The organism is Streptomyces sp. NPDC054975, from assembly GCF_053609105.1.
The window spans coordinates 79,284-91,616 of sequence record NZ_JBSGWV010000022.1 but is presented as its reverse complement, the minus strand read 5'-3'; the positions used below and the strand labels follow the sequence as shown (position 1 = coordinate 91,616).

General features: G+C 73.5%; 11 protein-coding genes. 4 read left to right on the top strand and 7 right to left on the bottom strand.

Annotated features, from left to right (window positions below):
• The first annotated feature begins 93 nt into the window (after positions 1 to 93).
• Positions 94 to 2,532 carry an endo-beta-N-acetylglucosaminidase gene (locus tag ACWF79_RS20710; RefSeq protein WP_453729570.1) on the top strand — a complete coding sequence of 813 codons (2,439 nt, stop codon included), beginning with the start codon at positions 94 to 96 and terminating at the stop codon, positions 2,530 to 2,532.
• A gap of 215 nt (positions 2,533 to 2,747) precedes the next feature.
• Positions 2,748 to 3,530, top strand: a complete 783-nt coding sequence (locus ACWF79_RS20705; RefSeq protein WP_453729569.1) for an HAD-IIA family hydrolase — start codon at positions 2,748 to 2,750, stop codon at positions 3,528 to 3,530.
• A 94-nt stretch (positions 3,531 to 3,624) separates the two neighbouring features.
• On the opposite strand, the gene ACWF79_RS20700 is transcribed toward ACWF79_RS20705, so the two are convergent.
• The 3 genes from ACWF79_RS20700 to ACWF79_RS20690 all read right to left on the bottom strand — a co-directional run bounded on the left by ACWF79_RS20700 (position 3,625) and on the right by ACWF79_RS20690 (position 5,434).
• The gene (locus ACWF79_RS20700; protein ID WP_453729568.1) at positions 3,625 to 4,077 is read right to left on the bottom strand and encodes an SRPBCC family protein; all 453 of its coding nucleotides are present in this window, start codon (positions 4,075 to 4,077) and stop codon (positions 3,625 to 3,627) included.
• A 110-nt stretch (positions 4,078 to 4,187) separates the two neighbouring features.
• Positions 4,188 to 4,886, bottom strand: a complete 699-nt coding sequence (locus ACWF79_RS20695; protein WP_453729567.1) for an HAD family hydrolase — start codon at positions 4,884 to 4,886, stop codon at positions 4,188 to 4,190.
• A 65-nt stretch (positions 4,887 to 4,951) separates the two neighbouring features.
• Entirely contained in the window at positions 4,952 to 5,434 is a 483-nt protein-coding gene (locus ACWF79_RS20690; protein ID WP_453729566.1) for an Lrp/AsnC family transcriptional regulator, read from the bottom strand.
• Positions 5,435 to 5,743: 309 nt separating this feature from the next.
• Here ACWF79_RS20690 and ACWF79_RS20685 point away from each other — a divergent pair, with 309 nt between their 5' ends.
• Entirely contained in the window at positions 5,744 to 7,246 is a 1,503-nt protein-coding gene (locus ACWF79_RS20685) for an FUSC family protein (RefSeq protein WP_453729588.1), read from the top strand.
• A gap of 115 nt (positions 7,247 to 7,361) precedes the next feature.
• Positions 7,362 to 8,414, top strand: a complete 1,053-nt coding sequence (locus tag ACWF79_RS20680; RefSeq protein WP_453729565.1) for a lactonase family protein — start codon at positions 7,362 to 7,364, stop codon at positions 8,412 to 8,414.
• Positions 8,415 to 8,485: 71 nt separating this feature from the next.
• On the opposite strand, the gene ACWF79_RS20675 is transcribed toward ACWF79_RS20680, so the two are convergent.
• The 4 genes from ACWF79_RS20675 to ACWF79_RS20660 form a co-directional block, all read right to left on the bottom strand.
• Positions 8,486 to 9,409 carry a sirohydrochlorin chelatase gene (locus tag ACWF79_RS20675; protein WP_453729564.1) on the bottom strand — a complete coding sequence of 308 codons (924 nt, stop codon included), beginning with the start codon at positions 9,407 to 9,409 and terminating at the stop codon, positions 8,486 to 8,488.
• Positions 9,410 to 9,496: 87 nt separating this feature from the next.
• Complete coding sequence (locus tag ACWF79_RS20670; protein ID WP_453729563.1) at positions 9,497 to 10,474, bottom strand: BadF/BadG/BcrA/BcrD ATPase family protein; 978 nt, start codon at positions 10,472 to 10,474, stop codon at positions 9,497 to 9,499.
• Positions 10,471 to 11,148, bottom strand: a complete 678-nt coding sequence (locus tag ACWF79_RS20665; protein ID WP_453729562.1) for a uracil-DNA glycosylase — start codon at positions 11,146 to 11,148, stop codon at positions 10,471 to 10,473. Before ACWF79_RS20665 ends, ACWF79_RS20670 begins: the two co-directional genes overlap by 4 nt.
• A 35-nt stretch (positions 11,149 to 11,183) precedes the next feature.
• Positions 11,184 to 12,269 (bottom strand): WD40/YVTN/BNR-like repeat-containing protein, encoded by a 1,086-nt coding sequence (locus ACWF79_RS20660; protein WP_453729561.1) that lies wholly within the window; start codon positions 12,267 to 12,269, stop codon positions 11,184 to 11,186.
• Between the last annotated feature and the right edge of the window lie 64 nt (positions 12,270 to 12,333).

The following is a 12,333-nucleotide window of genomic DNA, read 5'->3' as shown; positions in this document are numbered from 1 at the left end:
TTAGCCTCCCGGCTCGAAGCACCGCACGCTCGTACCGCCGCACCTCCCGTACGCCCAGCACCCCCCACCCCTCCCGCTGGACCGGAGAATCGGATGAGACGACACGTCCCCCTGCTGACGGTCGCGGCGCTCCTGGCCGCCCTGTTCGGCCTCGCACCCGTCACCCCCCTCACGCCGCGGGCGCACGCCGCCGCGCAGGCCCCCGCCGCCGCGGGCGATCAGCCCTACGCCTCGTACTGGCACCCCGACACCCTCCTGAACTGGGACCCGGCCACCGACCCCGACGCGCGCTTCAACCGCTCCCGCGTCCCGCTGCGGCCCCGCGTCTCCGATCCCGCGCTGAAGGCCAACGCGAACGCCCGCGCGGGCGAGGGGAAGATCGCCGCACTGGTCTCCTTCGGCCCCACCTCGAACAACCCCTCGCAGGGGTCCACCAACCCGCACCACTACGCCTTCGGCCACTGGCAGTACATCGACAAGCTGGTCTTCTGGGGCGGCTCCGCGAGCGAGGGCCTGATCCTCGCCCCGAACGCGACCGTCATCGACGCCGCCCACCGCAACGGGGTCAAGGTCTACGGCACCGTCTTCTTCCCGCCCACCGCGTACGGCGGTCAGATCCAGTGGGTCCGCGACTTCGTCCAGAAGTCCGGCTCCACCTACCTGGTCGCCGCCAAGCTCGCCCAGGTGGCCCAGCACTACGGCTTCGACGGCTGGTTCGTCAACCAGGAGACGGCCGGGGGCGACGCGGCCCTCGCGACCGAGCTGCGGCAGGCGATGCGGTACGCCCGCTCCCTCGGCCCGGTCGAGTTCATGTGGTACGACGCGATGACCGAGTCCGGCGCGGTGAGCTGGCAGGACTCCCTCACCTCCGCCAACGACGCCTTCCTGCAGGAGGGTTCGCAGCGGACCTCGGACTCGATGTTCCTCGACTTCGGCTGGAGCGCCTCCGGGCTCAGCTCCTCCCGTACGCTCGCCCGCGGCCTCGGCCGCAGCGAGTACGAGCTCTACTCCGGCATCGACACCGAGGCGAACGGCTACAACACCTCCGTACCCTGGGCCTCCGTCTTCCCCGCCGGACAGCCGCACGTCACCTCGCTCGGCCTCTACCGGCCCGAGTGGACCTTCACCTCCTCCTCGGGCCGCGCCGACTCCCATGCCCGCGAGGCCCGTTACTGGGACGGCGCCAACGGCGACCCGTCGAACACCACGACCACATCGGCCTGGAAGGGCCTCGCCCACTACGTCGCCGAGTCCTCGGCCGTCACCGCCAAACCGTTCGTCACCTCGTTCGGCGCGGGCCAGGGCGACTTCTTCCACTCCGGCGGCGTCCGCGTCTCGTCCACCGGCTGGAACAACCTCTCCCTCCAGGACGTGCCGCCCACCTACCGCTGGCTCGTCACCTCCACCGGCTCGAAGCTCACGCCGTCCATCGACTTCACCGACGCCTACGAGGGCGGCTCGTCCTTGCGTCTGACGGGCACCCTCGACGCGGTGAACACCGTGCGGCTCCACCAGACGAGACTGCCGGTCGCCGCCGACACCAAGCTCTCCATGGTCGTGAAGACCCCGGCCGCGGGACCCACCCGGCTGAAGGCGGCCGTCTCCTTCACCGACGCGCCGACCACCTTCACCACCCTCGACCTCGGCTCGACCGCCACCACCGGCTGGGAGCGCAAGACCCTCGACCTGTCCGCCTTCGCGGGCCGGACCATCGCCCAGATCGGGCTGCAGGCCGCCGGCTCCGTCCCCTCGTACGACATCCGCGTGGGCCAGCTCTCCGTCTTCGACGGAGCCGTCGACTCCGCCGCCGCCCCGAGCGGCGTCACCGTCCTCGGCACCACCGACCTGAGCGCCACCGCCAAGTCCCTCCGCCTCGCCTGGACGCCCTCCTCCTCCGGCTCCGTGCACCACTACGAGGTGTACCGGCGGAACGCCGACTCCACCCGTACCTTCCTCGGAGCCACCCCCAACGACGCCCTCTTCGTCCCCCGGCTCGACCGCGCCGGTACGGAGACGTCGACGACCCTCGACGTCGAGGCCGTCTCCACCGAGTACGGCCGCTCACCGGCCGCCACCACCACGGTCGGCTGGACCCCTGGCGGCACCGAGTCCAACCTGGCGCTCGGCCGTCCGGCCACCGCCTCCGGCCAGTGCAACGCGAGCGAGACCCCCGCCAAGGCGGTCAACGGCACCGTCTCGGGCGGTACCACCGACAAGTGGTGCACGACCACCTCCGCGAAGTGGCTGGAGGTCGACCTCGGCGCGGCCCGCTCGCTCGACCGGCTCACGGTCAAGCACGCGGCGGCGGGCGGCGAGAACGCGGCGTGGAACACCCGTGACTTCACCCTCCAGGTGCGCGGCTCCACCGCCGAACCCTGGACGACCGTCGCGACCGTCACCGGCAACACGGCGGCCACCACCACCCATCCGGTGGGCAGAACGGCGCGCCACGTCCGCCTGGAGATCACCCGGCCGACCCAGACGAGCGACCCCGCCGCACGCATCTACGAACTCGAAGCCTGGGGGTCTTGACGAGGGCAGAATAAGGAGGAAAATGCCTATTACACCAGAAAACCAGAGCGAGCCGCACCAGCCGGTGAAGACGTTCGCCGACTCGCGTGACCCACTCGCTGGCTCTGGCCAGGCCCCCGGCAGATCCTCCCGGAACCCGGGCACCTCGACGACGGTCGAGACGTCCGAGTGCGGAGACGGACTACCGGGGACTGCATGTGTGGAGGCCCCTCCCCATGGCCCCTTTCCGAGCGGTACTGATCGACATCGACGGTGTCCTCACCGTCTCCTGGAAGCCGCTGCCCGGTGCCGTGGCGGCCATGGAGCGCCTGCGGGCCGACGCCATCCCGTTCGCGCTGGTCACCAACACGACCTCGCGCACCCGCGCCTCCATCGCCACCACCCTGGCCGTCGAGGGCTTCCCCGTCGGCATCGACGACATCCTCACCGCGCCCGCCGCCACCGCCGCTCATCTCCGGGAGCGTTATCCCGGCGCGCGCTGTCTGCTGATCAACACCGGGGACGTGAGGGACGACCTCGCCGGCCTGACCCTCGCGGACGAGGACGAGGCGGCCGACGTGGTCGTCCTCGGCGGTGCCGGTGACGCCTTCGACTATGCGGCCCTCAACCGGGCGTTCCGTCAGGTGCGGGACGGCGCACGGCTCGTGGCCATGCACCGCAACCTGTACTGGCGTACCGCCGACGGGCTCGACCTGGACACCGGAGCCTTCGTCATCGGGCTCGAACGGGCCGCCGGCGTCGAGGCGGAGATCACCGGCAAACCCTCCCCGGCCTTCTTCGCGACCGCCCTCGCGCACATCGGTGCCGACCCCGCCGAGACCCTGATGGTGGGCGACGACATCGAGTCCGACGTCCTTGCCGCCCAGCGCTGCGGCCTCACCGGCGCCCTGGTGAAAACCGGCAAGTACCTGCCCGAGACCCATCGCGGGGCCTCCGGCACCCCGGACCACGTCCTCGACTCCTTCGCCGACGTCCCCGATCTCCCGTTCTCCAGGTGAACCGACCCGCCAGCTGAACCGACCCGGTCCGCCTGCCCTGAACCGACCCGGTCCCCTGCCGCCGTTCGTGCCCACGAAGGGCGGCAGGGACGGGTCAGCGGGTGGCTCCGGCTTCCAGGATCCCCTTCAGGGTCCGTTCGCTCTGCGGCATCTCCTTGCGCACGAACGGGCGGACGACGAGCGGGACCAGCGCCTTGCCGATGCCGTGGCTCTCGAAGTCGACGGCGAGCGTCAGGCGTGAGTGCGTCCCGTTGTCGATCGGCTCGATCGTGCCCTGGACGTCACCGCGTACGGGCCCGTCGATGCCGTGGATGTGCCAACTCCGCGGCGGATCGAGCTCGATGACCTGCATGGTCGTGGTCATCTCCCGGCGCCCCATGCGCCGCGTCACGGCGACCTTCGATCCGACGCCCAGCGGCTCGTCGCCCAGGCGGCGGACACGGACGGCGCTCTCCTGCCAGTCGGGCAGATGCGTGGGGTCGGTCACGTAGGAGAAGACTTCTTGGGGCGTGCGGGAGATGTCGATGGATTCCTTGATGGCAGACATGTCGCCCTCTTCGTGTGTCATGAATGCAGCGGTGTGCGGGCATATGTCGCTTCATACAAATGATCCCACGCGGGGCGGGCCGTCGCCAACGAGTCGGCGCCGTCCCGGGGTCAGTGCGGGTGGGCCGGGGTCAGGCCCAGCCACTCCAGTGCCGCCTGTGCGGTGAACTCCGCCTGACCGCCCCGGAAGAGTAGATCGGCCGCCAGGAACGCCGGGTCGTCCGCCGTCGCCGCCACGTACGGCAGCGCCACGCACCGCATGCCGGCCGCCCGCGCCGCCAGGGCGCCCGGAGGCGCGTCCTCGAAGACCACGCACCGCGCCGGTGCCACGCCGCGCCGCCGCGCCGCCTCCAGGAAGACGTCCGGCTCCGGCTTGCCGTGCGCGACCTCCTCCGCGGAGACCAGCGTCGTCAGGAACGTGTCCAGGCCGGTGCCGGCGAGGACCGCCTCGATCGCGTCGCGGGACGAGCCGGAGGCCACCGCCATCGGCACACCCGTCGCGTACAGCCGCTCCACGAACGCCCGCATGTGAGGGAAGACAGGGGTCGAGGCGCGTGCCAGCTCCAGATAGCTCCGGTTCGTCGCGTCGAGGAGCTCCTTCAGGGGAGCCTCGATGCCGTACCGGGCGCCGAGGATCTCCAGGGTCTCCTGCGTCCCGATCCCGATGTAGCCGGTGTGCCGCTCCCAGTCGAAGTCGGTGGGGCCGGCGAAGGCCGTGAGCGTCCGCAGGGTGGCCTCGTAATAGTTCGGCTCGCTGTCCACCAGCGTTCCGTCGAGATCGAAGATGACCGCAGGGGAGGGGGTGCTCATGCGGTCAAGCATCTCAACCCGCGCGCGCCGTCCCCACGGCCGGAAGTCCCGGTTCCCCGCCGCCGTCAGCCCTTCCGTGCCGACGCCCGCCCCACCGACTCCACCAGCGGCAGCAGCCGGTGCGGCACCCGCTCGCGCAGCGCCATCTCCGTACGGGTCCTGACCACGCCCGGCAGCTGGATCAGCCGCTGGATCACGTCCTCCAGATGCCCGTTGTCCCGGGCCACCACGCGCGTCAGCAGGTCCCCGCCGCCGGTGATCGAGAACGCCTCGACGATCTCGGGGACGGAGGCCAGGGCATCCCCGACCTCGTCGAGATGCCCCTGGGTGACCTCGATGTGGACGAACGCGAGCACCGGATGACCGAGCGCGGCGGGGGAGAGGACGGGACCGGTCGCCGTGATCACGCCGTCCCGCTCCAGCCGGTCGATCCTCGCCTGCACCGTGCCCCGGGCCACCCCGAGGATCCGCGCGTACTCGCGCACGCTGGTGCGCGGCTGCTCGATCAGGAGCCGCAGGATCCGTGTGTCGAGCTCGTCCACCGCCATGGTCCGTTGGCTCCCTTCTGGCTGTACCTGATCAGTGAAGACTGTACCAATGGCACACTGCCCAGCGCCTCGGTTGAGCCAGTGGGTGCCGGGGTGTTTCCCTGGGGGAACAGTACGAGACATGGCGCCGCGCAGGCGCCGGACCGGCGACGATGCCGGATCCGGACCGCGGCGCCTTTCCCATGTCCTGGGGCCGCCACAAGCAGGCCGGGGCACGAGAAGACGCGAAGAGGGTGTGTGTACGGCAGCGGGGGCGGGACTACCGTCGTGAAGAAGGTCCGGGCGACCGGCCGCAGGCTGGTCAGGCTGATGTTCGTGGCGCCCGATCCGGGCCGCGTCCGGCTGCGCGTCTCGTCGCGCGCCGTCCTCGCCGTCGCCCTCTCGGTCGCCGCGGCCGAGCTGGCCGGGCTCTCCCTCACCGCGTCGATCACCGGCGGCCTCGCCGCCCTGCTCGCGCTCTTCACCGTCGGCGACCCCACCGTGCGCCGCCAGGTCGTGACGACCGCCCTGCTTCCCGCCGTCGGCTTCCCCGTCCTGGCCCTCGCGACCGCCCTGCACGGCGCGCCGCTGCTGCGCGACGCGTCCTGGCTGCTCGTCGTCTTCGTGGGCGTGTACGCGCGGCGTTGGGGCCCGCGCGGGCACGCGCTGGGCATCTTCGCGTTCATGATGTTCTTCGTCACCCAGTTCCTGCACGCGCTGCCCGCGCAGCTGCCGGAGCTGTACGCGGCGGTGGGCCTCGCCCTCCTCGCCTCCGGTGCGGTCCGCTTCGTGGCCTGGTGCATCGAGCGGCGCGTCCCGCCGCCCGCCGCGCCCGCCCCGCTGCCCGGCCGGGGCCTGAACCGGCCCACCACCCGGCAGGCGTTCCAGGCGACCGCCGCCTGCGCGGTCGCGCTCGCCGCCGGTCAGGTCATCTCGCACGAACGCTGGTACTGGGCTGTCGGTACCGCCTGGTGGATCTTCGTCAACACCGCCTCGCGCGGCGAGACGCTCGTGCGCGGTTTCCGCCGGGTCGTGGGCACGGTCGTCGGCATCGCCGCCGGCTTCCTGATCGCGATCCCGCTGGCCGGCGCCCCCGCGCCGACGGCGGTGCTGGTCGCCGTCTGCGTCTTCGGGATCTTCTACACGGCCCCGCTCTCGTACAGCTGGATGATGTTCTTCGTGACCGTCATGGCCGGACTGCTGTACGGGCTCCTCGGCGTGCTCCACCCGGGCCTGCTGCTCCTCCGCTTCGAGGAGACGGCGGTCGGCGCGCTCGGCGCGGCCGTCGGTGTGGCCCTGCTGCCGGTGACCACGCACGCCGCCACCAACGCCTGGATCGAGCGGGCCGTGACCTGCGTGCACGACTGCACCACGGCCGCGGCGCGGCGCCTCGCCGGCGACCCGGAGGCCGACCCGGCTCCGCACGCCGCCGCGCTGGAGGTGCTCCTCGGCCGGGTCCGGCTCTCCCTGGCGCCGCTGGTCCATCCGCTGAGCCCGCTGCGGGCCCGCAAGGCCCGCGCCCGCAAGGTCCTGGCGCTGCTCGACGACTGCGCCCGCGAGATCCGGGGCCTCGCGGCGGTCGCCGCCGACCCGGACGCCTCGCACGACGCCCGGCTCGCCGCCGCCTCCTGGCGCGTCGAGGCGGCCGTCCACGCCCTGGTTCCGCCGGTCCACCCCGCGCGCCGGGCGTCGGTCGAGGCGCCCGCCGCCCCGCCCCACCACCCGGGCGCCGAAGCCGCACTCGGCCACCTGCACGGCCTGGAGCGCGCCCTGACGGCCCTCGCCACCCCGCTCCGCTCGGCCCCGAGCGCGCCGCTGGTGCCCGCCGCCTGAGCCGCCGCCCGTGGCTCCCCACGGCCCGGTGATCCAACTTGGTCTAGACCGCCTGCTAACGTCGGCCCGACTACGGAGCGGTCGGCCGAGCGCTCCGGTGGAGAGGGGAGACGCCATGGGCGGCACAGACGCGCGGGAAGCGGTACGGGTAAGGGCCTTCATCGGGTCGTTCACCTCGGCCGGGGGCCGGGGGATCCTCGCCGCCGACGTGGACCCGCGGACCGGCGCCCTGACCGTCACCGGTGCGACGGACGCGCTCCCCGACCCGTCCTACCTCGCCCTCGCCGGGCCGGTCCTCTACGCCGTCTCCGAGACCGAGGAGGGCGCCGTGGCGGCCTTCGACGCCACCGGATCCGTACCCCGGCCGCTCGGCGCCCCCGCGCCCGTGGACGGCGCGGGCCCGACGCATCTCACCGTCGTCGAGGGCCACGTCCTCACCGCCAACTACACCTCCGGCAGCGTCTCGGCCCTCCCGCTCGCGGCGGACGGCTCCGTGGGCGCCGCCACGGACGTCGCCCGGCACGAGGGCTCGGGGCCCGTCGTCGAGCGCCAGAGCGGCCCGCACGCCCACCAGGTCCTGGCGGCCCCGGGCGGGCGCTGGGCGGTCGCCGTGGACCTCGGCACCGACTCCGTACGGATCTACGCCCTCGACCCCGCCTCCGGCGCGCTGCGGCCGCACGGCGAGACCGCGCTCAAGCCCGGCACCGGCCCGCGCCACCTGGCCTTCCACCCGGCCGGCACCCACGCCTACGTCCTGAACGAGCTGGAGCCCACCGTCACCGTGTGCCGCTGGGACGCGGAGGCGGGCACCCTGGAGCCGCTCGGGGAGACCGCCGTGGTCCCCGCCGGGGCCACGGGGCCGAGCTACCCCTCCGAGGTCGTCGTCGCCCCCGACGGCCGCTTCCTCTGGGCCGCGGTACGCGGAGACGACACCCTCGCCGTCCTCGCCCTCGACCCGAGCGGCGAGCGCGCCGAGTTCCGTACCGCCGTGGACTGCGGCGGGCGCTGGCCGCGCGACCTCGCCCTGGACCCCTCGGGGCGGCGCCTCTACGCGGCCAACGAACGATCCGGCGACGTGACCTGGTTCGACCTCGACCCGGAGACCGGCGTTCCGCACCGCGCGGGCTCGGTCCACGCCCCGGCCGCCTCCTGCGTGGTCCTCGGCTGACCCGGCCGTCCGTACGGCTGAGGGCCCGGCCGGACGCATCCGGTGCCGGGCCCTCGGCCAGGTCCTGCCCCTCAGTGAGTGGGGGCTCCCTGCGGCTGCTGTGGGGCGATGCCCAGCGCGGCCGTGTACTGCGAGAGCACCAGCTTGCCGATCGCCGGGTAGGCGCCCAGCGGCTCGGCGGCGGCGCAGCCCGCCTCCTTCGCGGCCGCGTCGAGCAGGCCCTCGGCCAGCTCGGGGCCGATCAGGTACGGGGCGAGCGCCAGCTGCTCCGAGCCGGAGCCGCGCAGCTGCTCGGCGATCGCGGTGATCGAGCCCTCCTGGTCGAGCGCGGCGGCCATCACGGGGACGGCCAGGCGCGCGGCCAGCAGCATGCCGGTGATCCCGGCGGCCTGGACGGCCTCCTCGCCGCCGACCGTGGCGAGCACGATGCCGTCGGCGGCCGTGGCGACCGTGAAGAGCCGCGCGCGGTCGGCACGGGCCAGGCCGGCCTCCGACAGACGCACGTGCAGCGCCTCGGCGAGCAGCGGGTGCGGACCGAGGACGTCCGTCAGCTCGGCCATGTTGCCGCTGTCCATCACGGCCTGGCGGATCCGGCGCGTCAGGGCGCTGTCCGGGCCGGCGAGCAGCGGCACGACGACGGCGGCCGGGCCCTCGGGGGCGTTGACCTCGCGGCCGGCGGCCACGGCCAGCTCGTACCGCTCGGTGCGCAGGATCTCGGCCCGCGCCAGGACGCCTCCCAGCGTGGGGTACTCGGCGTCGTCACCGTCCAGGTAGCCGATCGCGGCCTCCAGGCCGGGCAGCTCGGAGCGGGCGATGCTCACGACCTCTTCGGCCAGCGAGCGTATGGCGGGCGACGGCGTGCCGGGGACGGCGAGCACCAGGGTGGGAGCGCCCTCGGGCGCCGCCGCGGGTTCGGGGCGACGGTGCCGTCCGGGCTGGCGGGGTCGCGGCATTCGTACAGGCAGGCCGGAAGCAGGCCCAGTGGGGGAGCTCATGCGGCCGCATGCTACTGGTTTTGCCCGCCGCGCAGTGCGGTGAGGTGCGGCTGAGCGTTATCTGTCCCGCTTTGTCCGAACCATGAATTACGTGGTCACATGCAACAACTTCGGCTCCAGGGGCAGCCGTAGCGCATCCGTGGCCAGGGCCGCGGCGAGCGCGAGCGCGCCGTCGAGCGGATCCCCGGCCGCCGATGTCTGCCGCGCGTGCGGCAGTTGTCCGGCCAGCTCGGCACGGAGCGGTACGAGAAGGGGGTCACCGAGCTTGAACAGGCCGCCTGTCAGGGCCACTTCGTACGCCCCGGGAGCCGGGCACACCGCGGCCGCGGCCTCGGCCACGTGCGCGGCAGCCTGCCGCAGGACGTCCGCCGCCACCGGGTCGCCTTCGGAGGCGCAGTCGGCCACGTCGGGCGCGAAGGAGGCGAGCACGGCGGGTCGGTCGGTCCGCGGGTAGAGCGCGGCCGGCAGACCGGCGGCCGGGCCGAACCGGGCCTCGGCACGCGCGAGCAGCGCGGCCGACCCGCCCCGCCGGCCGTCGTGGGCGCGCATCGCGGCCTCCAGGCCGGCCCGGCCGATCCACGCGCCGCTGCCGCAGTCGCCCAGCAGATGGCCCCAGCCGTCGGCCCGGCGCCAGGTCCTTAGATCCGTACCGAGCGCGATCAGGCCCGTGCCGCCCGCCACGACCGCCCCGGGCCGCTGCCCGAGCGCCCCGGCGTACGCGGTGACGGCGTCGGCAGCGAGCGCCAGGGACCGTACACCGAGGGCCTGCCGCAGCGCGCCGGGCATAACTGCCCGCAGCTCCTCGCCGAGCGTCGCCATGCCCGCGGCGCCGACGGCCACGGCGACGACGGGCCCGTCGGCCGCCGCGCGGGCGCGCAGCGACTCGACGGCGGGCAGCAGCTGACCGAGCAGATGGGCGGCCTCGATCCCGCCCGGACCCGTCCGCACCGGCTCACGGGACGTGACGGTCTCCACGGCCCGCGCGTCCGCGGCGCGCGCCAGGGCGATCCGCAGTCCGGAGCCGCCCGAGTCGACCCCGACGACCCACCCTTCGGCGCCGGTCACGGCAGCCGCCAGTCCACCTCCTGCGCCCCCTGACGCAGAAGCAGTTCGTTGGTGCGGCTGAACGGACGCGAACCGAAGAAGCCGCGGTCCGCGGACATCGGGGAGGGATGCGAGGACTCGATCGCCGGCAGATCGCCGAGCAGCGGGCGGAGATTGCGCGCGTCTCGCCCCCACAGCACGGACACCAGCGGCTTGCCGCGCGCGGCGAGCGCCCGGATGGCCTGCTCCGTGACGGCCTCCCAGCCCTTGTCGCGGTGCGCCCCGGGCTTCCTCGGGGCCGTGGTGAGCGCCCTGTTGAGCAGCAGCACACCCTGGCGGGTCCACGGCGTCAGATCGCCGTTCGAGGGCCGCGGGTGCCCCAGGTCGGTGTGCATCTCCCGGAAGATGTTGTCCAGGCTTGGTGGCACCGGACTCACCTCCGGCGCCACCGAGAAGCTCAGCCCCACCGCGTGCCCCGGCGTCGGGTACGGGTCCTGTCCGACGATCAGGACCCGCACCTCGTCGAAGGGCTGCTGGAAGGCGCGCAGGACGTTCGCCCCGGCGGGGAGGTAGGTGCGCCCGGAGGCGATCTCCCGGCGCAGGAAGTCGCCCATCGCGGCGATGTTGTCGGCCACCGGCGCGAGCGCGTGCGCCCACCCCGGCTCGACGATCTCATTCAACGGTCGTGGTGCCACGGCCGTCACTCTACTGGCGCACCGTGACACCCCCGTCACCCGATCACGGCGGCCCTCACGCACAGCACGTCCGGCAGGTGCTCGGCGAGGAGCTGCCAGCTGTCGCCGTCGTCCGCGCTCGCGTACACCTCGCCGTTGCGATTGCCGAAGTAGACGCCGGCGGGGTCCCCGTCGTCCGTGCACATCGCGTCCCGCAGGACCGTGCCGTAGTGGTCGCCCTCGGGCAGTCCGGCGGTGAGCGGCTCCCAGCTCGCCCCGGCGTCACTCGTACGGTAGACCCGGCACCGGCGGCCCGCGGGCACCCGGTCGGAGTCGGCGTTGATGGGGAACACATAGGCCACATCGGCCCGATGAGGGTGCGCGGCGACGGCGAAGCCGAAGTCGGAGGGCAGCCCCTCGCCGATGTCGGTCCACTTCGCGCCCGCGTCGTCGCTGCGGTACACGCCCCAGTGGTTCTGCAGATAGAGCCGGTCCAGGTCACCCGCGTCCTGCGCGATCTTGTGCACGCACTGGCCGAACTCCGGGTTCGGGTCGGGCAGGAAGACCGCGGACACCCCCTGGTTGGAGGGGTCCCAGCTGGCGCCGCCGTCCCGGGACCGGAACACCCCGGCCGTCGACACCGCGACCGTCACCGCCGACGGGTCGCGGCGGTCGGTCACCACCGTGTGCACGGCCTCGCCCCCTCCACCCGGCATCCACTGGGACCGGGTGGGGTGCTCCCAGAGCGGGCGGACCAGCTCGAACGACTCCCCGCCGTCCTCCGACCGGAACAGGGCGGCGGGCTCCGTCCCGGCGTAGACGACGTCCGGCGAGTGCGCGGGCGCCGGGTGGAGCTGCCAGACGCGCTCCAGCGAAGCCCCGGTGTCCTGGGGGAACTTGACGGCCGGCTTCGCCGGCTCGGTCCAGGTGGCGCCGAGGTCGTCGGAGTGGAAGACGGACGGGCCCCAGTGCGAGCTGTCCCCGCCGACGAGCAGCCGGGGTGCGGACCTGCGGGTGTCGATGGCGACCGAGTAGATCGCCTGCGCGTTGAAGTGGGGATCGTCGAACTCCCACCGGCCGTCGCGCCGTCGGCCGATGAACAGACCTTTGCGGGTACCTACGGTCAGGACTACGTCGGGCATGGCCGACACCTCCAGGACGCCGTTGTCGCGGATAGGGGCCAGTCTGCACCCGACCACTGACAGT

Bases quoted from the DNA above. Each gene is read 5' to 3' on its own strand.
- ACWF79_RS20675 (WP_453729564.1), bottom strand. From the start codon at position 9,409: ATGAGCTCCCCCACTGGGCCTGCTTCCGGCCTGCCTGTACGAATGCCG.
- ACWF79_RS20660 (WP_453729561.1), bottom strand. From the start codon at position 12,269: ATGCCCGACGTAGTCCTGACCGTAGGTACCCGCAAAGGTCTGTTCATC.
- ACWF79_RS20710 (WP_453729570.1), top strand. From the start codon at position 94: ATGAGACGACACGTCCCCCTGCTGACGGTCGCGGCGCTCCTGGCCGCC.
- ACWF79_RS20695 (WP_453729567.1), bottom strand. From the start codon at position 4,886: ATGAGCACCCCCTCCCCTGCGGTCATCTTCGATCTCGACGGAACGCTG.
- ACWF79_RS20705 (WP_453729569.1), top strand. From the start codon at position 2,748: ATGGCCCCTTTCCGAGCGGTACTGATCGACATCGACGGTGTCCTCACC.
- ACWF79_RS20685 (WP_453729588.1), top strand. From the start codon at position 5,744: ATGTTCGTGGCGCCCGATCCGGGCCGCGTCCGGCTGCGCGTCTCGTCG.
- ACWF79_RS20680 (WP_453729565.1), top strand. From the start codon at position 7,362: ATGGGCGGCACAGACGCGCGGGAAGCGGTACGGGTAAGGGCCTTCATC.
- ACWF79_RS20700 (WP_453729568.1), bottom strand. From the start codon at position 4,077: ATGTCTGCCATCAAGGAATCCATCGACATCTCCCGCACGCCCCAAGAA.
- ACWF79_RS20690 (WP_453729566.1), bottom strand. From the start codon at position 5,434: ATGGCGGTGGACGAGCTCGACACACGGATCCTGCGGCTCCTGATCGAG.